Annotated in this window: 17 protein-coding genes; 7 read left to right on the top strand and 10 right to left on the bottom strand. The window is 71.7% G+C overall.

All coding sequences use genetic code 11. The features are described from left to right. Positions 1–51: 51 nt before the first annotated feature. From AAFX79_10230 to AAFX79_10220, 3 genes are read right to left on the bottom strand one after another with little or no spacing between them, the layout of a single operon-like run. Positions 52–816, bottom strand: a complete 765-nt coding sequence (locus AAFX79_10230) for a hypothetical protein (protein ID MEO1008937.1) — start codon at positions 814–816, stop codon at positions 52–54. Positions 817–819: 3 nt separating this feature from the next. Continuing rightward, positions 820–1,836 (bottom strand): hypothetical protein, encoded by a 1,017-nt coding sequence (locus AAFX79_10225; protein MEO1008936.1) that lies wholly within the window; start codon positions 1,834–1,836, stop codon positions 820–822. Positions 1,837–1,877: 41 nt separating this feature from the next. Next, positions 1,878–3,017 (bottom strand): alkaline phosphatase D family protein, encoded by a 1,140-nt coding sequence (locus AAFX79_10220; protein MEO1008935.1) that lies wholly within the window; start codon positions 3,015–3,017, stop codon positions 1,878–1,880. Positions 3,018–3,109: 92 nt separating this feature from the next. On the opposite strand from AAFX79_10220, the gene AAFX79_10215 reads away from it, so the two are divergent. Then, positions 3,110–4,021: a hypothetical protein gene (locus AAFX79_10215; GenBank protein ID MEO1008934.1), complete on the top strand. Its 912-nt coding sequence runs from the start codon at positions 3,110–3,112 to the stop codon at positions 4,019–4,021. Positions 4,022–4,033: 12 nt separating this feature from the next. On the opposite strand, the gene pheA is transcribed toward AAFX79_10215, so the two are convergent. The 3 genes from pheA to rplM form a co-directional block, all read right to left on the bottom strand. Then, positions 4,034–5,155: a prephenate dehydratase gene (gene pheA / locus AAFX79_10210; GenBank protein ID MEO1008933.1), complete on the bottom strand. Its 1,122-nt coding sequence runs from the start codon at positions 5,153–5,155 to the stop codon at positions 4,034–4,036. Between the two features lie 120 nt (positions 5,156–5,275). Beyond that, entirely contained in the window at positions 5,276–5,671 is a 396-nt protein-coding gene (gene rpsI, locus AAFX79_10205) for a 30S ribosomal protein S9 (protein MEO1008932.1), read from the bottom strand. 218 nt (positions 5,672–5,889) lie between these two features. Next, a complete protein-coding gene (gene rplM, locus AAFX79_10200; GenBank protein MEO1008931.1) occupies positions 5,890–6,336 on the bottom strand; it encodes a 50S ribosomal protein L13 in 447 nt (148 codons plus the stop codon). Between the two features lie 281 nt (positions 6,337–6,617). Here rplM and AAFX79_10195 point away from each other — a divergent pair, with 281 nt between their 5' ends. Beyond that, entirely contained in the window at positions 6,618–8,129 is a 1,512-nt protein-coding gene (locus AAFX79_10195) for a CPBP family intramembrane glutamic endopeptidase (protein MEO1008930.1), read from the top strand. A 6-nt stretch (positions 8,130–8,135) separates the two neighbouring features. Here the strand turns inward: AAFX79_10195 and gatA are convergent, their stop codons facing one another. Beyond that, entirely contained in the window at positions 8,136–9,620 is a 1,485-nt protein-coding gene (gene gatA, locus AAFX79_10190) for an Asp-tRNA(Asn)/Glu-tRNA(Gln) amidotransferase subunit GatA (protein ID MEO1008929.1), read from the bottom strand. An 8-nt stretch (positions 9,621–9,628) separates the two neighbouring features. Next, complete coding sequence (dnaN, locus tag AAFX79_10185; protein ID MEO1008928.1) at positions 9,629–10,798, bottom strand: DNA polymerase III subunit beta; 1,170 nt, start codon at positions 10,796–10,798, stop codon at positions 9,629–9,631. 97 nt (positions 10,799–10,895) lie between these two features. Here dnaN and neuC point away from each other — a divergent pair, with 97 nt between their 5' ends. Further along, complete coding sequence (gene neuC / locus AAFX79_10180; protein ID MEO1008927.1) at positions 10,896–12,167, top strand: UDP-N-acetylglucosamine 2-epimerase; 1,272 nt, start codon at positions 10,896–10,898, stop codon at positions 12,165–12,167. Between the two features lie 4 nt (positions 12,168–12,171). On the opposite strand, the gene AAFX79_10175 is transcribed toward neuC, so the two are convergent. Further along, positions 12,172–13,473: an ATP-dependent Clp protease proteolytic subunit gene (locus AAFX79_10175; GenBank protein MEO1008926.1), complete on the bottom strand. Its 1,302-nt coding sequence runs from the start codon at positions 13,471–13,473 to the stop codon at positions 12,172–12,174. Between the two features lie 211 nt (positions 13,474–13,684). Between AAFX79_10175 and AAFX79_10170 the strand changes: the two genes are divergently transcribed. The 3 genes from AAFX79_10170 to AAFX79_10160 all read left to right on the top strand — a co-directional run bounded on the left by AAFX79_10170 (position 13,685) and on the right by AAFX79_10160 (position 18,796). Next, positions 13,685–14,569, top strand: coding sequence for an HDOD domain-containing protein (locus AAFX79_10170; GenBank protein MEO1008925.1), 885 nt, complete (start codon positions 13,685–13,687; stop codon positions 14,567–14,569). A 502-nt stretch (positions 14,570–15,071) separates the two neighbouring features. Further along, positions 15,072–16,145, top strand: a complete 1,074-nt coding sequence (locus tag AAFX79_10165; protein ID MEO1008924.1) for a prepilin-type N-terminal cleavage/methylation domain-containing protein — start codon at positions 15,072–15,074, stop codon at positions 16,143–16,145. Between the two features lie 104 nt (positions 16,146–16,249). Further along, positions 16,250–18,796: a ComEC/Rec2 family competence protein gene (locus AAFX79_10160; GenBank protein ID MEO1008923.1), complete on the top strand. Its 2,547-nt coding sequence runs from the start codon at positions 16,250–16,252 to the stop codon at positions 18,794–18,796. Here AAFX79_10160 and AAFX79_10155 read toward each other — a convergent pair. Then, positions 18,793–19,827 (bottom strand): NAD(P)H-dependent glycerol-3-phosphate dehydrogenase, encoded by a 1,035-nt coding sequence (locus AAFX79_10155; GenBank protein ID MEO1008922.1) that lies wholly within the window; start codon positions 19,825–19,827, stop codon positions 18,793–18,795. The genes AAFX79_10160 and AAFX79_10155 overlap by 4 nt on opposite strands. Positions 19,828–20,070: 243 nt before the next feature. Here AAFX79_10155 and AAFX79_10150 point away from each other — a divergent pair, with 243 nt between their 5' ends. Next, the gene (locus tag AAFX79_10150) at positions 20,071–22,098 is read left to right on the top strand and encodes a cation-translocating P-type ATPase (GenBank protein MEO1008921.1); all 2,028 of its coding nucleotides are present in this window, start codon (positions 20,071–20,073) and stop codon (positions 22,096–22,098) included.

Genomic DNA, 22,098 nt, shown 5'->3' with positions numbered 1-22,098 from the left:
ACGCCCGTTCGGCAGCCCCCTGGGCTGCTTTTTCGTGCGCCCCACGGACGCTCAGGAATGCGTCGAGCGATCGACCTTCCGCGGCAGCGCCTGGCGGAGATCGCCCGCCACCGCGAAGACCTGCACCGCGAAGAGGATGGCGCACAGCAGCACGACGAGCGCGCTGCCGCCGCCGATCAACTCCATCCACCCGCCGAGACCGGGCACGACGTGGTCCAGCAGGACGGCGATGCCCAGCACGATCGATCCGAGGATCAGGCCCCACGCGGACACCCGCGTCGCGTTGGCCGCCGCCCGCACGGCGGAGATCCGCCCACGCTCGCCCAGCCATTGCAAGAAGCCGGGCGTGGAGTGCACGGCGAGCAGCAGGGCGGCCCCACCGCCGAGCCCGAGCGCCCACTGGACGGGCTCGATCGCCGACGGGCCGAACAGGGAAGCGAGCCACGCCGCGATCAGCATGGTCGCGAGCGTCATGCTCCAGCGCAGCCGCCGGCGGACGACCTCGCCCTCGTGCGTCAGGACGCGGGGCGCCGGGCGAGTGACCCGCCAGACGCCGAGCGCGAGCAGCAGCAGCGCGAGCGGCAGCACGAAGGGCAGGCACACGCCGAAGGGCACCGCAATGACCAGCCCGACGCGGATCGTCGCGGCCCCGTCGCGGAGCGCTTCGCGGTAGCGGGGGTCGTCGGCCAGCGGGCTGGCAAACAGCGAGTCGCGGATGGGCGCGGCGCACTCGGGGCACACGCCCTGGTGCGAAAGTCCCGCGAGCTCGTAGCCGCAACGGATGCACCACGGCCCGCGATCGAGGGCGGCGGCCACGCTCTATGCGGCGGCGCCCGCGGCGATCTTCGAGGTGGCCCTGCTCAGGCGAACGAACGCGTTGTAGACCGCGGCGAGCACGAAGAGGGCCGAGAGAAAGTAGAGCAACCCGCCGATGATGGTGGCGACGATGACCACGGTGCCGCCCCCGACCAGGCCGACGAACAGTCCGGCGAAGGCCAGTCCGATGCCGATCGCGAACAGGATCAGGCCCGTTACGATGCGCTTGGCGTGGCGGCGGGCGATCTTGTCGGGCACGCGGTCCGCCAGCGTGCGGAGGTAGCGGCTGAGCGCCACCAGGAACACGACGAGCACGATCAGGCCCGCGATGGTCGCGAGACCGTTGAGGCCCGTGAAGAGTGCGCCCGTCGCGGATGCGGGGTTGACCGCGCCGATGCCGGCGAACAACCAGGACACGCCCGTGACGACGATGTAGGCGATGATCATGCCGCGGAGCACGCGGCGGGATCGCGGATCCTCGTGATCGGGCTTGCCGGGGTCGCGGGTGCTGGCGAACCACAGGCCCACGAGCAGGAGGATGAGGGCGGTCAGGCCCCCGAGGCCCGCAACCAGGAACCAGGCCACGATGCCGATGCCGAGCGCCGCGGCGGGCCCACCGCCGCCCCCGCCGGCACCGAACCCCGCGCCGGCAACGCCCACCAGCACGACCAGGACGACGCTCACCAGGAAGATGATCACCATCGTCGCCAGGCCCCAGCGCGCCATCTTCAGCCCACGAGCCAGCGTGCGGAGGTAGTCGCGGCCGCAGAACGCCAGGAAGTCGCCCCGCAGCGATCGCGCCACCGGCTCGCCGCACTCGGGGCACGCGCCCTCGGGCGCCAGGCCCGTCAGCTCGTAGCCGCACGAGATGCACGGCACGCTGGGCGCTATGCCGCATTCGGGGCACGGCGCGTTCGCGGGCAGGTCCCGCATCGGATAGCCGCACGAACCGCAGGCGCGCGCGGGCGATGCCACCGTGGGCGGCGCGGTCGGTGGCGTCGTGGGCTGCGCGGGGTCCATGGCCGTCCTCCTTCGTGCGATGCCGCCGGAGCGAGCATCGGCTAGCGGCCGCGGGCGAGTTCGTCGAATTCGACGGCCTGCATCATCGCCGGCTGGCCGTTCTCGCGGTGGATGGCGAGCGTCAGCCGCTCGTTGGCCCAATCGATGGTGATGGAGCCGAAGTTGTTGGCCTGGTACTGGTTGCCGACGACGTGGCGGTTGAGCTCGTTGGAGAAGCGATCCTCGAAGGTGCGTCCGCTGCTAGATCGGTTGAGTGCCGAGCTGGTGATCTCGTAGAGCGTGTAGCCGTCGAAGGTGCCGGCGCCGGGCGTGGCGCGGCCGGGGTCGAAGCGGCTGATCTCGGCGCGATGGCGGTCGCCCGAGATGAACACCACGCCCTCGGCTGCGGCCCCCTCGATCACCTCGAAGAGCCTCGCTCGTTCCCTGGGCAGGTTGGCCCATTTCTCGAAGCGGTGATCCTCGGGGATGATCTGGATCGAGCTGGCAATGATCCGCAGGTCGGCGGGCTGCTCGAGCACGTGTTCCAGCCACGCCCATTGCGCAGCTCCCAGCATGGTGGACGACGAGTCGAAGTCCATCACGTAGCCGCCCGCGATGCCGTCGGCCCAGTCGCGGTCCCGCTCGCCCGTAGCCAGCGGGCCGCGGAAGTAGCGGGTGTCGAGCAGGATGACCTGGACGCGCTGGCCCTCGGGGCCGAACACCTCGGCGTCGTAGATGCCGGGCGTCCGCCGCCGCCAGGTGTCCTCGGGCTCGCCGGCCCAATCCAGCATCACCTGCTGGCTCTCGGCCCGCTTCGGATACTCGGCCCCGGCGTCGTTCTGGCCGAAGTCGTGGTCGTCCCAGGTGGCCAGGAAGTGGGCGGCTTCCTTGACGCGGGCGAAGGCCGGGATGGCGTCGAGGGCGTCGTAGTCGGCCCGCATCTTGGCCATGTCCTCGGTGTCGGCGTAGACGTTGTCGCCCAGCATCACGAAGACCTCGGGGTCGTAGGCCTCCACGGCGTCCCAGATCGTGTGCGGCTGGCGGTTGGGATTGAAGCACGATCCGAAGGCGATCCGCGTGACGGCCTCGCCGCTGAGCGGCTCGGGCGCGACCGACTCCGGCTGCTGCGGGCGGGCGTCGGTCTGGAAGCTGCTCTGGCTGGCGAGCACGGCGGCAAGGACGATGATCGACAGTGCGGGCACGTGGAGTTCCTCCTCTCGCGTGGCCGGCGGATCGTCGCCGGCGATGGTACGGTCCGGCGCGAGCGTACGCCGCAGAGGAGGGACGAATGAAGATGTCACTACGACCGACGGTCGCCGCGATCTTCGCGGCGATCTGCATGCCGATGCTGGCCATGCAGGACGCCGCCACGCCGACGGCAACGATCGACGAACACACCACCGGACCGGCGGTGGCCCTGGGTCCGTTCACCGGCTACACGGTCGATGTCGGAGCGGGCCAGGGGGTGAGCGTCATCGGCGAGCACCTGTACATCTACGGCGACGCGGACACCGGCATCATCCGCGAATACGAACTCGATGCGGCGCGCCGGGGCGACCTCGTGCCCACCGGCCGCGTGCTGCGGCTGACGGTCGACGGCGAGGACGTCGCCGCCCACCCCACGGGCCTCACGAGCCTCGATGGCCGGACGGTCATCCTGGGCGACACCGTCGCGGGCGTGGGCCAGATCTTCTGGCTGGACTGGGACGCCGCGTGGGAGCGGGGCACGCTGGACGGGGCCATCCTCCACCGCGCACTCGACGATGCCGCGGTCAACGGCACGCGGCCGCACTACGCGCGGTACCAGAACCGCTGGCTGCTGGCGACGAGCGACTACGGCAGCGAGGGCAACGCCATCCGGTTGTACGACCCCAAGCGGCTGCGTGCCGTCGAGAATACGAGCGCGGACGGCGTGCTCGTGGCGAGCGTGCCGTGCACGCCCTACGTGCAGAACGTGCACTGGCTCGACGAAACGGGCACGCTGGTGCTCATCCAGAACCAGGTCGCCGGGCTTCGGTATCGCTTCACGTTCGTAGCGCTGGAGGAGGCCATCGCCGCCGGCGATGCGCGGGACGCGCCCTTCGTGGACCTCGACGAGCCGACCGACGAACTCGAGGGCTTCGCCACGCTGGGCGGCGGCATGTGCGTCATGACCAGCGCGATGCGGGAGCACAACGTGTGGATCGGAATGATCCGCTTTCGCTGACTCGGACTGCGGCTACATCACGCCCTTCGCCCGCGGGTAGCTCCCCAGCACCGTCAGCCTCGGGCAGCGGGTCTTGGCTTCGTCGATCGCCGCGCGTACCGCGTCATCATCGATGTGGCCGGCGGCGTCGATGAAGAAGGTGTAGGTCCAGTTCTCGCGGCGGCTGGGTCGCTTCTCGATGTGGGTCAGGTTGACGCCGTGGGCGCGGAAGACCGCCAGCACGTCGGCCAGCGCACCGGGCTCGTCGCTGGTCTCGAAGAGGATGCTGGTCTTGTCTTGGCCGGTGCGGCCGGTGCGCTCCTTGGACAGCACCACGAAGCGCGTGATGTTGTTGGGCTGGTCCTGGATGGACTCGACGAGCACCGCCAGGCCGTAGAGCTCGGCGGCCAGCGGCGTGCCGATGGCGGCCGACCCGGGGCTGGCGCCGATGCTCCGCGCCTGCGTGGTCTCCTCGGCGGCGGTGATGGCGGCGCGGCTGGATGAGGCCGCGGGGATGAGCTCGGCCCTTGGATAGCGAGCCGCCAGCCACTGCTGGCACTGCGCGAAGACCTCGGGCTTGCTGTGGATGCGGGTGATCGCGTCGGCGGGGCAGCCGGCCATGAGCGCGTGCTTCACGGCGACCTGCGCCTCGGCGTAGATCGAGACCTCGGTCGCGTGCTCGATGAAGGCGTCCAGCGTCTCGATGATGCCGCCGGCGGTGCTGTTCTCGATGGGCGCTAGCCCGTAATCGACGTGGCCGCGGATCACCTCGCCGAAGACCGCGGCGATCGAGCTGACGTGGGCGAACTCCACGCTCGCACCGAAGTGGGCGCGAGCGGCGAGGTGCGAGTACGAGCCCGCCGGCCCGAGGTAGGCGATCCGCAGCGGTCGCTCGAGCGCGAACGAGCCCGACATCAGCTGGCGGTAGATGGCCTCGATGGTGCGGTCGGGCAGCGGGCCGGCGTTGCGGGCCCTGGCGGCATCGAGCACGCGACGCTCGCGGTCCGGGGCGTAGATGGGCGTGCCATCGGCCTGCTTGCGGCGGCCGACCTCGACCACGAGGTCCGCCCGCTCGTTGAGCAGCGCGACCAGCCGCTCGTCGGCGTCGTCGATGAGGCGGCGCAGGTCGTCGAGGGATCGGGGGGCGTCGGGCATGCGGTCCACGCTCGGATTATCGGGTGGTCCCGTGCACGAGGTGAGCGGCCGGCACGCGCAAGAGAAAGACCCCCCGCATGGACGAGGGGCCGGTGGATCGATTCGGGTGGAGAGTCTGGACTACCGCTTCGAGAACTGGAAGCGGCGGCGGGCGCCGGGCTGGCCGTACTTCTTCCGCTCGACGCGGCGGGCGTCCCGCGAGAGATAGCCCGCATCGCGGAGGGCGTCCTCGAGGCTGGGGTCGTAGTCCCGCAGGGCTCGGGCGATGCCCAGGCGGACGGCCTGGGCCTGGCCCATGTAGCCGCCGCCGTCGGCGCGGACGACCACGTCGAATCGGCCGCGGGTGCCGGTGACCTCCAGCGGCGCGTAGCAGTCGTTCTGGTCGCGCTGCTCGGTGAAGTACTCGGCCACGGGCTTGAACTTCTTGCGATTGACCTGGATCTGGATGTCGCCCTGGCCCTCGGTCTTGGCGGGCTTCATGCGGACGCGGGCGACGGCGGCCTTGCGGCGGCCCACGCCCCACCACCAGCCGTGGCGATCGGGCGGGACGGCCTCGCGGACGCGGCGGGCGGTGGGCTCGGGGCCCTCGTCGGCGACGGCCTGCGCCAGTGCGCTGCCGCCCAGCAGCGGCGCGCCGGTCGTCGGCGGCTGGGCTTCGGCGGGCACCGGAGCGTCCGGGGCTGGGGAGGGGGTCGGCGCGGTGGCGGGCTGCTCGCCGGGGGTCTGGTCTGCCATCAGAGCTTCATCTCCACGGGCTGCTGGGCCTGGTGCGGGTGCTCGGTGCCCGGGTATACCTTGAGCTTCTTGAGCATGACGCGGCCCAGGCGGTTCTTGGGCAGCATCCGACGAACGGCGTCCTCGACGAGCCGCTCGGGCCGATGCTCCCGCAGCCGGCCGAAGGTCTCGACCTTCAGCCCGCCGGGGTAGCCCGTGTAGCGGGTGCGGACGCTCTGCTCGGCCTTGCGGCCGGTGAGCTTCACGAGCTTGGCGTTGGTCACGATGACGTAATCGCCGGTATCGACGTGGGGCGTGTACGTGGGCTTGTGCTTGCCCATCAGCACCTGGGCGATCTCGGCGGCCATCCGACCGAGCACCTGGTCCTGGGCGTCGACGATGTGCCAGTCGTGGGGCACGCGGCCCTCGTCCGGGCCGTCCTTGGGGGCCGGTCCGCCCCGCGCCATGAAGGTCTGCCGACGCATGCTGCTCTCCGAGGCTTCCCGCCGATGCGGGCCGACGACACAACGCCGCCGTGGGCTCTTCTGTGCGCCGCCTACCGGGCGGGACGGACGATCGCCAGCACGCTGGCGGCCGCAGGATTGGCGATACGGTCCGCGAGGGGCCACGACGCGTCCGTGGCGGGGCCCCCTTGCGGGACGCAAACAGTAGACGAGCGGCGGCGGCCGTCAAGGCGGCACACCCTCACCCGATGGCCGCGGAGGGGTCGTCGGCCGATGATTGCCCGATGGATCAGCCCCACACGCCGGCGATCGCCCCCCCCATGCAGCCGGAGCCGCCACGCCCGCCGGCACCCAGGCCGCCCGATCCCGGGTCGCGGCGCGGGGCCCTGGTGGCCTGGCTCGTGCTGCTGGTGTCGCTGCCGGTGGTGGTCGCACTGCAGCAGCTCGAGGCCGCCGAGACGCCCGAGGCCGACCCGGCCGCCATCGCGGCGCCGGCGGGCGACCAGGTCGAGATCGCGGCGCGGCTGGGCGCGCGGGCCGCCTTCTCGCTCGGGCAGGGCGGCGGGCAATTCCAGGGGCAGGTCGACGCCGCCGTCCAGCGGCCGGTGGATCGGCTGCGGGCGGCGATCGCGGCCGGGCAGCTCGTGGGCGTGGACGAGGCCGCCGATCGGCTGGACCGCCTCGCCGAGGACTTCCGCGATCCCGAGGGCGGCCTCGCCGAACTGGATCCGGCGAAGGCCGATCGGCTGCGGCTCGATGCCGAGCTGCTCGCGGGCTACTACAACGAACTCGCCGCGGGCGCGGACGCCGAACCCCTCGATGTCGATACGGTCGATGGGTTCATCGAGCGGCACGGGTTCTTCGGCGAGCTGGTCGGCATCGCCCACGAGGCTCCAGAGGCCGACGCGCGCGAGCGGTTGCTCGGTGGTGCGCTCGGCCCGCTCTTGCTTCTGTTCGGCTGCCTGGTCGCCATGGGCCTCGCGGTGCTGTCGGGGCTTGCACTCGGCGTGGTTGCGCTCGTCCGCGTCGCGGGCGGCGTAGTGCCGCTGCGGATGGAGCGCCCCGGGGCGGGCGGCAGCGTCTACCTCGAGTCGGCGGTCGCCTTCGTCGTGGGCTTTGCACTGCTCGTCGGGGCGCAGGCGATCGCGGGGGCCATCGGGAGTCCGGCCGTCGAGATCGTCGGGTTGCTCGCGCTGCCCGCCCAGTGGCTGCTGCTGCTGTGCCCGCTGTGGCCGCTGCTCCGCGGGGTATCGTGGCGGCGCATCAAGGATGATCTGGGGCTGCGCGCACCGCGGGGCGTGCTGGTCGAGGTGGGCGCGGGGCTCGTGGGCTACCTCGCGCTGCTGCCGCTGCTGCTGGTGGGCATCGCGGTGATGATCGCGCTGCTGCTCCTCCAGGAGATCCTGCTGCCGGGCGATCCCGAGGCCGCCGCCCCGGTGAATCCGATCCTGGAGCTGGTCAAGTCGCTCGACCCCCTGACGCTGGTGCTGTTCTTCACGCTCGCGACGGTGTGGGCGCCGCTGTGCGAGGAGCTCGTCTTCCGCGGGGCGCTGCTCCGCCATCTCCGGTCGCGGATCGCCTTTCTGCCGCTGGCGGCGGTGCTGTCGGCGCTCGTGTTCGGCCTCATGCACGGCTATCAGGCGCTCCAGCTCATCCCCGTGACGGTGCTGGGGTTCAACTTCGCGCTGCTGCGGGCGTGGCGGGGGTCGCTCATCGCGCCCATCGTCGCGCACTTCCTGAACAACTTCGTCGTGCTCACGATGCTCGTGGCGATGGCGTTTCTCTTGTACGGCTAGGACACGCTAGCCGGCGAGGAGGCCCGCCCGCATCGGGCTGGGCGCGCACACGCCCAGCGTGCGCTCGATGGCGCGCGCGATCCGCAGCAGGCCGGCCTCGTCGAAGGGGCGGCCCACGAGTTGCACGCCGATCGGCAGCCGCGTGCCGTCGACGTCGGCGTAGCCCGCGGGCACGCTGACCGCCGGCAGACCCGCGAGGCTCGCCCCCACGGTGTAGGCGTCCTCGAGGTAGAGCTGCATCGGGTCGGCGTCCTTCTCGTGCAGCCGGAACGCCGGTCCGGGCGTCGTCGGCATCAGCACGGCTCGCGCGCCGGCGTCAAAATGGGCCTCGAAGTCCCGCTTGATGAGCCGTCGCGTGCGCAGTGCGCGGGCGTAGTACCGCTCGCTGTAGCCGCGGCTCAGCGCGTGCGTGCCCAGCAGGATCCGCCGCTGCACCTCGGGGCCAAAGCCCTCGCTCCGCGACTTCACGTAGAGGGCCTCGAGCCCGTCGCCCGGCGCGAGGTCGGCCCGCCGGCCGTAGCGGACGCCGTCGTAGCGGGCCAGGTTGCTGGACGCCTCGGCCGTCGCGATGAGGTAGTACGCCGCGATGCCGTAGTCGGTGTGGGGCAGGTCTCCGGGCTCGACGGACACGCCGGCGTCGCGCAACGCCGCCGACGCGGACTCGACGGCCGCGACCAACGCGGGGTGCGGCGGCGCATCGCCGGGCTGCGCGACGACGGCGATCCTCTCGCCCGTGATCGACTCGTCGAGGCCGGCGGCGAAGTCCTCGGACTCCCGCGGTGCGCTGGTGGAGTCCAGCGGATCATGGCCGCACAGGGCCGACAGCACGGCGGCCGCGTCGGCGGCGTCGGTCGCCAGCACGCCGATCTGGTCGAGACTGCTGGCAAAGGCAACGAGCCCGTATCGCGAGATGCGGCCATAGGTCGGCTTTACGCCCACGAGCCCGCAGAACGCCGCGGGCTGGCGGACCGAGCCGCCCGTGTCCGAGCCCAGCGCTACCGGCACCGCGCCCGCGGCGACGGCCGCGGCGCTGCCGCTGCTGCTGCCGCCGGGGACGCGTCCGGCATCCCACGGATTGCGGGCGGGCCCGAAGGCCGAGTGCTCGCCGCTGCCGCCCATCGCGAATTCGTCGAGGTTGGCCTTGGCGACGACGATCGCGCCGGCCTCCTCCAGCAGACGCGCCGCGGTCGCCGTGAACGGGCTCTGATAGCTCTCGAGCATCCGGCTGGCGCAGGTCGTCCGGCCGTGGTCCAGGCAGATGTTGTCCTTGACGGCGACGGGCACGCCGGCGAGCGGGCCAACGGGCCGGCCGGACGCGATCGCGGCATCGACGGCCCGTGCGCGTTCGAGTGCGCGATCCGCGAAGACGTCGACGAAGGCGTTCAGCTCGGGCTGGACCGCGTCGATGCGATCGAGCGCCGCACGGATCTCGGCGGCGGCCGATCGCTCGCCGGCGGCGATGGCGCGTGCCGTCTCGAGGGCGTTGCCCATCGGGTGGCTCAGATGTTGACGGGCATGACGACGTAGAGGAAGCCGTTGCCCGAGCTCTTGATGAGTCCGGCGTGGCGGCCGTCGCGGAGTTCCATCGTCACGTCGGCGTCGTGCAGCACGCGGAGCGCTTCGGTGATGAAGGCGGGGTTGAAGCCGATCTCGACATCAGCGCCGTCGTAGCCCTTCAGCTCCACCTGCACGCGGGCCTCGCCCATCTCGGGGGCGTGGCTGGACAGCTCGAGGGTCTTCTGCTCACCGCTGAAGGCCATGCGGACGCCCTTGCTCTCCTCGTTGGTCAGCAGCGCGGCTCGCTTGACGGCGCTGTGCAGCACGTCGCGATCGAAGGTGGCCTTGACGTTCTGGTCGCCCGGGATGGCCTCCTCGTAGGGCGGAAACTGGCCGTCGACGAGCGTGCTGCTGAGCACCGCCCGGGGCTGGCCATCGTCCGAGATGCCGATGGCGAAGAGCGCCCGCTGGTCGCCGACGGCAACCGTCACGGTCTCGTCCTCGCCGTCGACCAGCCGCTGCAGCAGCGAGAGCGCCTTGGTGGGCACGATGCACGAGACGTCGTCGTCGTCCTTGCCCGCACCAGGCACGGTGCCGCGGGTCAGCGCGAGCCGCCGGCCATCGGTGGCGACAAGCTCCAGCACCTTGCCGCGACGCCGCATCAGCAGGCCATTGATGGCGTACCGCGTCGTCTCGCGGGCCGTCGCGAATAGCGTCTGGGCGATCATGTCCCGCAAGAGGTCGGCCGGGAAGTCGAAGCGGGTGCGGAGCGTCTCGGCCCCGAAGTCGCTGCGGTCGGGCACGCGGGGCAGTTCCGCGGGGTCGTAGCCCAGCAGCGTGAAATTGGCATCCTCGCCGCGGACGGTCAGGGTGCGGTCCTCGGTCTCGAGGGTGAGCGTGGGCTCGGCGTCTTCGGCGGCGACGATCTGCTTGAGCTTGTCGGCGGGCACGAGGGCCGACCCGGCCTCCTGCACATCCACCCGGGCGGTCTGCAGCCGCAGGCCCACCTCGCCATCGGTGGCGGCGAGGGTCAGCTCGCCCGCGCCGTCGCTGTTGGTCTCGGCTGTGAGCTTCACGCAGGTGAGCTGGGGCTTGGGCGTCCGTGCCGCGGCCACCGACGACACCATGTTCACCGCGTCGAGCAACGCACCGCGATCGCACACCACTCTCATCGCTGCCGTCTCCGAGGCTGGGCCACCCGTCGATCCGTCCGCGCCCGGCGGCACAAGATCGAGTGTAGCGCCCGTGGTGGGGGCTCCGCCCGATAGCATGGGCGATGGCCATGCTCTACCTGAGCCCCAACCCAAGAACGAGTCCCGGCAGGAATCCAGCCGCACGCCGGGGGGCACGGCCGTGATCGGCCCGGGCTGGGCGGGCGAGCCGACGCCGCAGCGCACGCCCGCGCGGCCCGCGCGGGACCGCCGCATCGCGGTGGTCACCGGCTCACGCGCCGACTTCGGGCTGCTCCGCCCCGTGATGGCGGCCATCGAGGATCGGCCCGGGCTGCAGCTGCTGGTCGTCGCCGCGGGGGCGCACCTCATCCCGCCGGCCGCGAGCTTCCGCGACGTGAAGGCCGCCTTCGACGTCGCCGACAGCGTGCCGATGCAGAAGCCCGGGCGGGCGACGCGATTCGACGACGCCGAGGCGCTCGGCGCGGGCGTCGCCCGCTTTGCGCGCAGCTTCCGGGACCTCGAGCCCGATTGGGTCGTCGTGCTGGGCGATCGCATCGAGGCCTTCGCCGCCGCGAGCGCCGCGGCCGTCGGCGGCTGGGCGCTCGCCCACCTGCACGGCGGCGACCGCGCCGAGGGCGTCGCCGACGAATCGATGCGGCACGCCATCAGCAAGCTGGCGCACCTGCACCTGGCCGCGACGGCGGCGTCAGCCGACCGCCTCCAGAAGATGGGCGAGCCGACCGGACAGATCCACGTCGTGGGGTCGCCGGCGATCGACGGGCTCGCGGCGGTGCCAGCGATGGCCGACGCCGATTATGACGCGCTGGGTTCGCCCAGGCTGGTCGTGCTGCTGCACCCCACGGGCCGCTCCGACGAGAGCGAGGAGCACGTGGCGGCGACGGTGCTCGCCGCGGTCCGCAGCGCGGGGGCGGCCTTCCTCGTGCTGGCGCCCAACCACGATCCCGGCCGCGGCGGCGTGCTGCGGGCCATCCGCGAGGCCGTGGGCGAGCCGACGCCGCACGTGCCGCGCGATCGCTTCGTCGGGCTGCTGCGACGCGTCGCCGACGCCGGGGGCGCGCTCGTCGGCAACTCGTCGGCGGGGCTGATCGAGGCGCCGGCGCTGGGCCTCCGCGTGCTGGACGTCGGTCCCAGGCAGCAGGGCCGCGAGCGGCCCGAGGGCGTACACCACGCCGCCGATCCGTCCGCGGCCGACCTGGAGCGGGCGATCCTGCGGATGCTCGCCGGCCCGCCCTGCGACGCCGCCGGCCACCCCTACGGCGACGGCCACGCGGGCGTCCGCGTGGCGGCCCTGCTCGCCGAGGTCGATCCCCACAGCCGCGGCCTCATCCGCAAGCTCAATACGTATTGAGTTCCTACTCGCGCCAGTAGTCGTTGGGGTCGTACATCGCGTAGAAGTCGAACGGGTTGGCCAGCACCGGCAGGCGAACGAAGCGCTGCCCGGTCGTCGGGTCGACCTGCTCGTACTCCAGGAAGAAGCCGCCGAAGCGCGGCGACGTCGGACGCGCGATGACGCCGTCCTCCCGGATCTCGTCCACCACGTTGTTCACCCACTTCAGCTCGACGGCCTGATCGGCGAACTCCGTCCAATCACCGTCGGAGTCGTTCTCGTACATCATCTCGACGAAGCGATCGAGCGTCACCCCCATCTTCGCGGCCACCGGCTCGGCCAGCCGACGCATCCACTCGGTGCTCTGCTCCAGCCGCTCCCGGTGCTGGGTCATGTTGCCGCTGATGCCATACGACATCTGGTGGTGCAGGATGATGGCGTTGGGGTACGCGTGCGAGTGGTCGGCCAGCGTGGTGATCACGGCGGCCATCGAGGCGGCGAACGACTTGACCACCACGTGGATCGGGGCCCGCGACGACTCGATCGCCTTCACGATGCGGTAGCCCTCCATCACCGAACCACCCGGGCAGTCGTCGATGACGATGAAGATCGGAGCTTCGTTCGACTGGTTGTTGAAGAAGTGGATGCGCTCGGTGACGTAGGTCGCCGTGCCCGTCGTGATCACCCCGTTCAGCGGGATGCGACGATCCGAGATGTACAGCGTGCCATCGATGACCGGGTTGGCCGGGTAGGCCACCTCGCTGAGCACCTTGTCGCGCGCGTCGGTGGTCTTCTTCAGGTAGCCGAGCCGGGCGTCGAGCTCGGCCGTCTTGGCCGCGTACTCCAGCGCGGTCAGATCCAGCGCGCTCTTCGCGCGCTTGACCTCGGCCGCGAGCTTCGCGTTCTCGGCATTGACGCGCGCGGCATCATCCTTCATCTTGCTCAGTTCACGGTCCTTCACCGCGCTCTGCAGCGACGATTCGGCACGCAGCCGCTCGGCCTGCGCCCGCAGCTCGGCCAGCTCTTCGGCCTGCTCGGCATTGCGCAGCGCCTGGCGGGCCTTGATCGCCTTCTCGCGCGTCTCGGCTTCGGCCGTGGCCAAACGCGAGCGGGCCTGGATGATCTCGTACTCCACCTTCAGGCGGGCAAGCTCCTCGCGGAGTTGCTCCATCTCGCTCTTCTCTTGCTCGGTGGCGGCTTTCTCGGAATGCTGGTCGGCGGGCTTGGTCGCCGCCGCCGCACCGTGCGCATCGTCTTGGGCGAGGGCCGGGCCGCCCATGAGCAGGGCGAGGGAGAGGATTATCGGGCTTCCCACAATACGTCGCATCGCTTCAACCTCCTGGGTGTCTCGTAAGCATGCCGCGCAGCCGGAGCTGCAGTGCGGTGCTACGGGTCTTTTCGGCCCGTTGTTAGCGGGTTGCGAGCGGGTTCCCTCGGCGGCGACGCAAATCCGAGCGCGGCCGCGAAGCCGGTGAAGTCGCGTACGCGGTCCGCCGATGCTCAATCGGACCTAGCCGCCACGCTCAGGAGCACGGACGATGACCACGAGCACGCAGGACCGCGAACAGGCCGTCAAGCTGGCGATCCGCGAGATCAGCCACATCGCGACGCTTCCCGAGATCACGCTCAAGATCGTGGAGCTGGTCGAGGACCCCTCGTCGACGGCCCAGGACCTGCACAAGGTCATCGCGAACGACCCGGCGTTGTCCAGCCGCATCCTGAAGGTCGTCAACTCGTCGTTCTACGGGCTGCCGGGGCAGATCGGCTCGATCAACCGGGCCATCGTGATGCTCGGGCTCAACGCGGTGAAGAACATCGCCATCGCCGCGAGCCTCGCCAAGCTCTTCCGCGGGGGCGACATCTCGCAGGGCTTCAGCGCCCGGGCCGTGTGGGAGCACGCGGTCGCCTGCGGCGCGGTGACCAAGATGATCGCCGATGCCGCCAAGGTGGGCATGGCCGACGAGGCCTTCCTCGCGGGCCTGATGCACAACATCGGGCTGATGGTCGAGATGCAGTACGACCGCAACAAGCTCATCGAGGTCGTGCAGCAGCTGGCCGTCGACGGCAGCGGCGCCCCGAGCGTCGACATCCGCGAGGCCGAGGCGAACGTCTTCGGGGCCGACCACCAGGACTTCGGCCGCGGCCTGTGCGAGAAGTGGAAGTTCCCGAGCAACTTCCAGCTCGTCACCGGCTTCCACCACACGCCGCTGGAGGCCCCGGCCGACGGCCGCCGCCTGCCGGCGATGGTCTACCTGGCCGACCGCCTGGTGGGCGAGGTCCAGGGCCAGTTCCGGCTCGACCTGCCCTCGCTAGCGATTGATCCGGCGGTGCTCGAGTTGCTCAAGCTCGGCGAGGACGACCTGGCCGCCCTGCGGGCCCGCGTGCCCGAGGAGATCGAGGCGGCCGCCGGCCTGCTCGGCTAGCACGCCACCACCGCGACACGCCTGCTGCAAACCCGCGCACGATCGGGCCATGCACGGTCCACCCGTGCTGGGGCGTGCTAAGGCATCGTGTTGCCGGTTGTTATGCCCCGGATCGGGGTGCATTGCACCGGGGCGGACCCTAACCCATACATAACTCAAATCTGCGCCGGGGCCATGATCGGTGGCGTGAATCGGTCTAATCTCCCGATTAGGGTGCGGGCCGGGGCGTGCGCCGCGATCCGCCCGCGGACCCAAGAGGACTCTCTCTTTCTCCCTCCGGGCGGTCGCACACACGTGTGCGGCCGCCTTTTTTGGGTGCCGCCGGCGGTGTCGAACGGGGACGGCCCCGGGCCCGATACACTCGGCCGAACGCGGCGGCCGGGCAACTGCTGGCCCACGGGCCGCGAACAGACTTCCCGGGGAGTCATCCGCGGCCCGTCGTTGGCCGCATGGAGGGATCGGGCCTCATCGGCCCGGTGACAGCATCGAGGAGGACCTGGCCATGCCGCCACACGCACGCCGCCGCGCGTTCTCGCTGATCGAGTTGCTCGTGGTGATCGTCGTCATCGCGCTCATCGTGGCGATCATCCTGCCCGCGCTGGGCGGGGCCCGAAACACCGCGCGCAAGGCGTCCACCGCGGCGCAGCTCGCGGCCATCTCGGGCGCGGCCCAGCAATTCGAGAACGACAATCAGCGGGCCCCGGGGCTGTTCACGGCTCGGCAGATGGGCGACATGGACAACGAGGACCGCGGCTTCACCGTGATGGAGAACATCATGCTGGATCTGGCCGGTGGCGTCGTCGAGCCCAGCGGCCCGGCGCTCGGCGGCCAGAGCGACACCATCGTCGAGGTCGGCCCCACCAGCGACGCCACGGTCCTGGTCGATCTCGATCTCATCGGCACCACCCAGGCGGGTGGCGGCTACTACACCCCCGACGCGGGGCGATTCGTGCCGCAGGACGGCATCGAGTCTGGTACGCAGTTCACCACGTCGGTCGAGAACCACACGAGGCTGCCCGACGTGGTCGACGCCTTCGGCACCCCGGTGTTGGCCTGGCAGGCCGACCGCACCGCCATCCAGCCGGTCGAGGAGGTCGAGGACTTCGTGAGGATCTCCTCGCCCACGTCCGCCTCGGAACCTCCGGCACGATTCTACTGGGCGTCCAACGCGGGCTTCCTGAGATCCGAGGAGCTCGGCAAGCAGCGCAAGGACATCACCTTCCGCACGGCGACCAGCGAGCACAGCGTCATCGCCGAAGACGTGACCGAGAGCCAGCGGCTCGAGCACCTGATGGTGCTGCTCGGAGCACCGACGATCCCCTCGGGCGACACGCCGCCCAACGTGTTCCCCTCCGCGCCGCGGGGCCAGCTGCTGTTCCACTCGGCCGGCCGCGACGCGGTGTACCTGGGCTCCAAGGACAAGGGCGGCCGCACCGCCCAGACCGCCGACGGGCTGGTCTTCTGGCGTTCTTTCTACGGCGACTCGGGCGACCGGCTCGTGGACGGGGAAGGCCAGGTCGAGTCGATCGATCTGCTCGACCAGTTCGACGACATCATCCAGACGGCCGGCAACTGATTTGATGGCTCGGTAGCGGCATTCGGCCGCGATGCTCGCCGGCGAACTCGCGATCGCGGCCTCATCCGCTTGACCGCGGGCGGCCGCCGTCCCACGCTCCGGGCGTGGACCTGCCGCACTCCGACGAATTGCCCCGCGTCGATACGCGGCCGCGGACGCGGGCGGCGTGGACCCTTGCGGCGTGCATAGCGGGCATATTGGCGTCTTCGGCGTGGCCTTCCTTCATCGGCAGCGCCACGCCCGAAGCGCTCTTCGGGGCGGTGGTGTGCCTCGCCGGACTCGGGCTTCTTGGCGGCCGGCGGACCGCCGCCGCCGCGCTGCTCGCCGCAGCGCTCATGCTCACCGCGGGGCGGGCGACGCTCGAGCACCATCCGCCCCGCGACCATGTGCTGCACCACGCCGCGGCGCTGCCCATCGACGATGCCGGCCGGCAGCGGGCCCTCGTGGGGCTGACGGCCCGCGTGCGTTCGGCCCCGGCGGACCCGGACGCGGCGACGCCATCGTGGGAGCGGGGCGTATTCGCCGGCGACCGCACCGCCATCGAGGTCGAGGCCGAGGCGATCGATCTCGGCGACGGATGGACCACGGCGTCCGGCGGCGTGCGGCTGCGCGTCGATGACGCGGTTGATGCCGCGCCGAACTGGCTGACACCCGGCTCGCGGCTCGAGGTCGTCGGCTGGCTGCACGCGCCGGTCGGCCCGCGGAACCCCGGCGACCGCGAGTCCTGGCGGATCGACGCCGCCACGCTGCACACCGACGACTGGGAGCTGCTGGCCGAAGCGTCCGGCGGGACCTGGTGGGCGCGCGCGCGGGGCTGGCTGGCGCGGGTGCGCTGGCGTGTGCAGTCCGGCGGCCGATCGCTGCTGGGCGTGCGGGCCGACGACGCCGATCCCGCGAGCGGGCTGCTGGCGGCGCTGGTGCTGGGCCAGCGCGACGCGGGCTTTGAGGAGGCCTACAGGCCGTTCCGTCGCGTCGGTCTGGCGCACCTGCTGGCGATCTCCGGGCTGCACCTGGCGATCCTGGCGGGGGCGGCGGCGTGGCTGCTGCGGACGTTCGTGCCGGGCTGGCGCGTGCACGCCGCGGGCGTGGCGGTCGCGGTGGGGCTACTGCTGGTGCTCGTGCCGGCGCGGACGCCCATCGTCCGGGCGGGCATCATGGTGCTCGCGCTGCTCGCCGCCCGGGCGCTGGGGCGGCGGCACGATCCGCTGGCGGTGCTGGCGTGGACGGCGACCGCCATACTGCTGTTCGATCCCCCGCAGCTCTTCGATCTCGGGTTCCAGCTGAGCTTCGGGCTCGTCGCGGCGCTCATCGCGCTGGCGCCTCGGGCGCACGCCACCCTCTTCGGCGAGCGATCGCCGGTGCGGGGCGTGCTGCACGCGCCGGCGCCCCTGTGGCGGAGCGGCGTGCGGGTGGCGGCGGGATCGGTCGCGCGACTGGCGAGCGCGACGGCCCTGTGCTGGCTGCTGTCGGCGCCGGCCATCGCGCTGCACACCGGCCTGCTCAGCCCCTGGACGGTGCCGGCGACCATCGTCGCGACGCCCATGATCGCGGTGCTGCTGGTGGCCTCGTACGCCGCCATCGCAATCGCCGCCGTCGCGCCGCCCGTGGCCGGGGCGCTGCGGCTGCCCCTACTCGCGCTCGCCGACGCCTGCAACGCCGTCGTGGGCTGGTTCGATGCGCTGCCCGCGTCGGCCGTCGCGCTCCCGCGTATCAGCACAGCGCTGGCGATCACGGCGACCGGGACGGCGATCGTGGTCGTCGTCCGCGGCCGACGCGTGCGGTGGAACCACGGGCTCGCGGTGCTGCTGGTCGCGGCTTGGGCCTGGACGGAACTCGCGCGGCCGTTCGAGCAAGCTGGGCAGCTCGATGTCCACACGCTCGCGGTCGGCGACGGCACGGCCCACCTGCTCTCAAGCGATGGTGAGGACGTGCTGTGGGACTGCGGCTCGATCGGCGGCGGCGCGGGCGCCACGACCGTTCGCGCCGTGCGAGCACTGGGCCTGGGCCGCGTGGACGCCGCGGTGCTCACGCACGCCAACCTCGACCACGCCAACGGCCTACCCAGAGCAATGCGAGAGCTGGGCATCGCGACGCTGTTCACCACGCCGCAGGCCGCCGAGCACACGCGGCGGGGTGGGGCCATGGACGACATCTTCGACGAGTTGGCGGAGCTGGGCGTCCAGATCCGCACCGTCGCCGCGGGCGATCGCTTCCAGGTCGGGTCCGCCACGGCCACCGTGCTCTGGCCGCCGGTGGACGCGCGGATCGAATCGCCCAACGACGCGTCGCTCGTGGCGCTCGTCGAGGCCGCCGACGGCGTGCGGGTGCTGCTGACGGCCGACATCGGCGGCGGCGGCCTGGCGCGACTGCTGGAGCGCGTCGACCCGGCGCTCCTCCGCGTCGACGTGCTCGAGCTGCCCCACCACGGCGCCGACGACGAGCACGCGAGGCGGCTGGTCGCGCTGGCCGACGCCCGGGTGGTCATCCAGTCCGCGGGGCCGGCACGGGTGCGGCAGGATCCCTGGCGGGAGGCGCGCGGCGACGGGCTCTGGCTGGTGACGGGCCGCGATGGCGCGATCCACGTCCGCTCGCGCGCCGGGCTCGAAGTGGCCGCGATGCGTCGCGGCGAGCTGGAGGTGCCCGATCCCTAGAGCCGCTCTTCCTTGGGCGTGCGGCTCATGAGCATGCCGATGGCGTCGACGGGGTCGAGGCCGTCGAAGAGCACGGCGTTGACGGCCTCGCAGATGGGCATCTCCACGCCGTGCCGCTGCGCGAGCTCGACCACGCCGCTGGTGGTATGCACACCCTCGACGACGTGCCTGGTCGCCGCTAGGTGCTGCTCGAGGGTGCGGCCCTTGCCCAGCGCCTCGCCGCAGGCGCGGTTGCGGCCCTCGGGGCTGAAGCAGGTGGTGGTCAGGTCGCCCACGCCCGCGACGCCGAAGAAGGTCTCGGTGCGGGCGCCCATGGCGTTGCCCAGGCGGGTGATCTCCGCGAGGCCGCGCGCGAGCAGCGCACTCTTGGCGTTGAAACCGGCCTGCAGCCCGTCGAGGATGCCCGCCGCGATGGCGATCACGTTCTTGATCGCGCCGGCGAGCTCGACGCCGACGAGGTCCTCGTTGGTGTACACGCGGAGGTAGCGGGCCGCGAACCACTGCTGCACGCGGGCGGCGAAGGCGGCGTCCTCGCTGGCGGCGACCATCGTGGCGGGCAGCCCCCGGGCGAGTTCGGCCGCGATCGTCGGGCCGCTCAGCGTCGCCAGCGGGCGATCGCCGCCGATGGCTTCGGCGATGACCTCGGTGGGCCGCAGCAGCGTGCCCGCCTCGATGCCCTTGGCCACCGAGACCACCGCCGCGCCCGGCTCGACCCGGTCCGCCAGGCGCTCGAACACGGCGCGGATGTGCTGCACGGGGATGGCGCAGACGATCAGCCCGGTGCCGGCGAGGGCGGCCCCGTCGTCCAGCGCGACACCCACCCGCTCGGGCAGCGTGAATCCGTCCAGCAGGTCGCTCGTGCGGACCTGGGCGAGGCGGTGCTGGGCGTCGGCATCGTGGCCCCACAGCGCGATGCGGCCCACGTCGTCTGCGGCGGCGATGCCCTCGGCCGCGGGTGCCTCGGCACTGGCGAGCAACGTCGAGCAGACCAGCCCCATCTGCCCGCTGCCGAGGATCGCGGCGTGGATCATCGCCGCGACGATACCCCGGCCGGCGTCGATGCGGCGAACGCCCGAGACGCTGAACCGCGGCGCAGCGGGGGCCGTACCACGGGATCCGCGCCGCGGGCATCGCCCGATGCGTTCGGATTGTAGTAGGTTGCGTGCCGGCCCAGGCCGGTCTCAGACGGATCGTCGGGCTCGCACGGGCCCCTAAACTGGTCGCCCCCGCGCCGCACCGGCGCACCCCATCGGCACGCTGGCAGGAGCACCCGCATGTCCACCGCCGCCTCGCCCTCGACCGTCGAGCACGCCGCCGACCCCGAGTTGATGTCCGCCGAGGATCGGCAGGACGCCCGGATCGAGAAGAAGCTGGTCGTGTTCCTGGTGGGCGCGGTGATCCTGATCTGCTCGATCCTGGCGAAGATCACCGACACGGCGTCGGCCGAGATCGCCAACGTGCTGGCGGGCGTCGCCGCCATCGTGCTGGGCGGCTGGCTGCTGGGACCGGCCTGGCGGGAGCTCAAGAAGGGCGAGATCGGCTCGCGGTGCCTCGTGGTGGTCGCCGTCGGCGGCGCGCTCGCGCTGGGCCGCTACTTCGAGGCCGGCCTGCTGGCGTTCATCCTGAACATCTCCAACGAGATCGTCGAGCGGACCGCCAGCGGCGCCCGCCGGGCGATCGAATCGCTCATCGGGCTGACGCCCGACGTCGCCCGCGTGGTCGACGCCGACGGCAGCGAGCGGGAGATGGGCGTGGCCGAGGTCCAGTTGGGCCAGATCGTCCGCGTCCGTCCCGGCGAGAACCTGCCGGTGGACGGCCGGATCGTCCGCGGCGAGAGCGAGGTCAACCAGGCGTCGCTGACCGGCGAGGCCATCCCCGTGTCGGTGCAGGCCGGCAGCGACGTCTACGCCGGCACGACCAACCTCTCGGGCATGCTCGATCTGGAGGTCACGCAAGTCGGCGAGGACACCACCATCGGCAAGGTGACCCAGCTCATCCGCGAGGCCGAGAGCACAAAGACCCAGCGGCAGCAGATCATCGAGCAGGTCAGCCGCTTCTTCGTGCCCATCGCCATCGGCGTGGCCTTCGTCGTGTTCCTGCTGAGCGCCAACGACCCCACGCGGCGCGAGGAGGCCGAGATCGCCGCGCTCACGGTGCTGGTGGTGTCGGTGCCCGCCGCCCTGCTGCTGGCCAGCCCGACGGCGATGGTGGCGGCCTTCGGCGCCGCGGCGCGGCTGGGCATCCTCGTCAAGAGCACGGCCTTCCTCGAGGCCGCCGCCGGCGTCAACACGATCATCATGGACAAGACCGGCACGATCACCACCGGCACCTTCGAGGTCACCAAGCTCGTGCCCGCCGAGGGCGTCGAGGGCGCCGACCTGCTCAAGGCGGCGGCGACGGCCGAACAGAACTCCAACCACCCGCTGGCCCAGTCCATCGCGCGCACGGCCGAGCGGGCCCGCGTGCAGGGCGAGACGCCCGAGTCCTTCGAGGAATTGCACGGCAAGGGCGTGCTGGCCAGGACCAAGTCCGGCGACCTGCACGTGGGCCGCAGCAGCTGGCTCAAGGACGTGGCGCCGGGCCAGACGTCCGCCATCGAAGCCGTCGAGGCCAAGATCGAGGGCATCACCGGCGTCCACGTCATGCGCGACGGCCGCTACCTGGGCGTCGTCGGCCTGGAGGACCGCGTCCGCAAGAACACCAAGAGCGTGCTGCAGCGGCTGCGCGAACTCGGGGCCCGGCACATCGCGATCTTCACCGGCGATCGCCTGAGCGTCGCCAAGCGGGTGGGCGTAGCCGTGGGCGTCGACGCCATCGAGGCCGAGTGCCTCCCCGAGGAGAAGTACGAACTGGTCCGCGACCTGGTCGATCGCGGCTACCGCGTCATGATGGTTGGCGACGGCATCAACGACGGGCCCTCGCTGGCCGAGGCCGACGTCGGCGTCGCCATGGGCCTGAGCGGCTCGGACATCGCGGCCAACTCGGCGGGCGTCGCACTCATGAACGACGACCTCAGCCGCATCCCCTTCTTCATCGAGCTGGCCCGCAAGACCAAGGCGATCATCCTGCAGAACATCGTCGCGTCGATCCTCTTCGTGATCGGCGGACTCATCATCGCGTCCACGGGCAGCTTCAACCTCGCCGTCGCGGGGCTCTACCAGATCCTGCCGGTGCTCTTCGTGATGTTCAACAGCTTCCGGCTGTTCCGCTTCGGCGAGACCTTCGCCGCCATCGAGGGCGAGAGCGAGCAGGCCGGCCCGAAGCGCCGCGAGGCCTCGATGCGCGGGCTGGCCACGGCGTAG

It is taken from the genome of Planctomycetota bacterium, from assembly GCA_039819165.1.
GTDB lineage: Bacteria > Planctomycetota > Phycisphaerae > Phycisphaerales > UBA1924 > JAHCJI01.
This window is presented reverse-complemented; position numbering and strand designations above follow the sequence as displayed.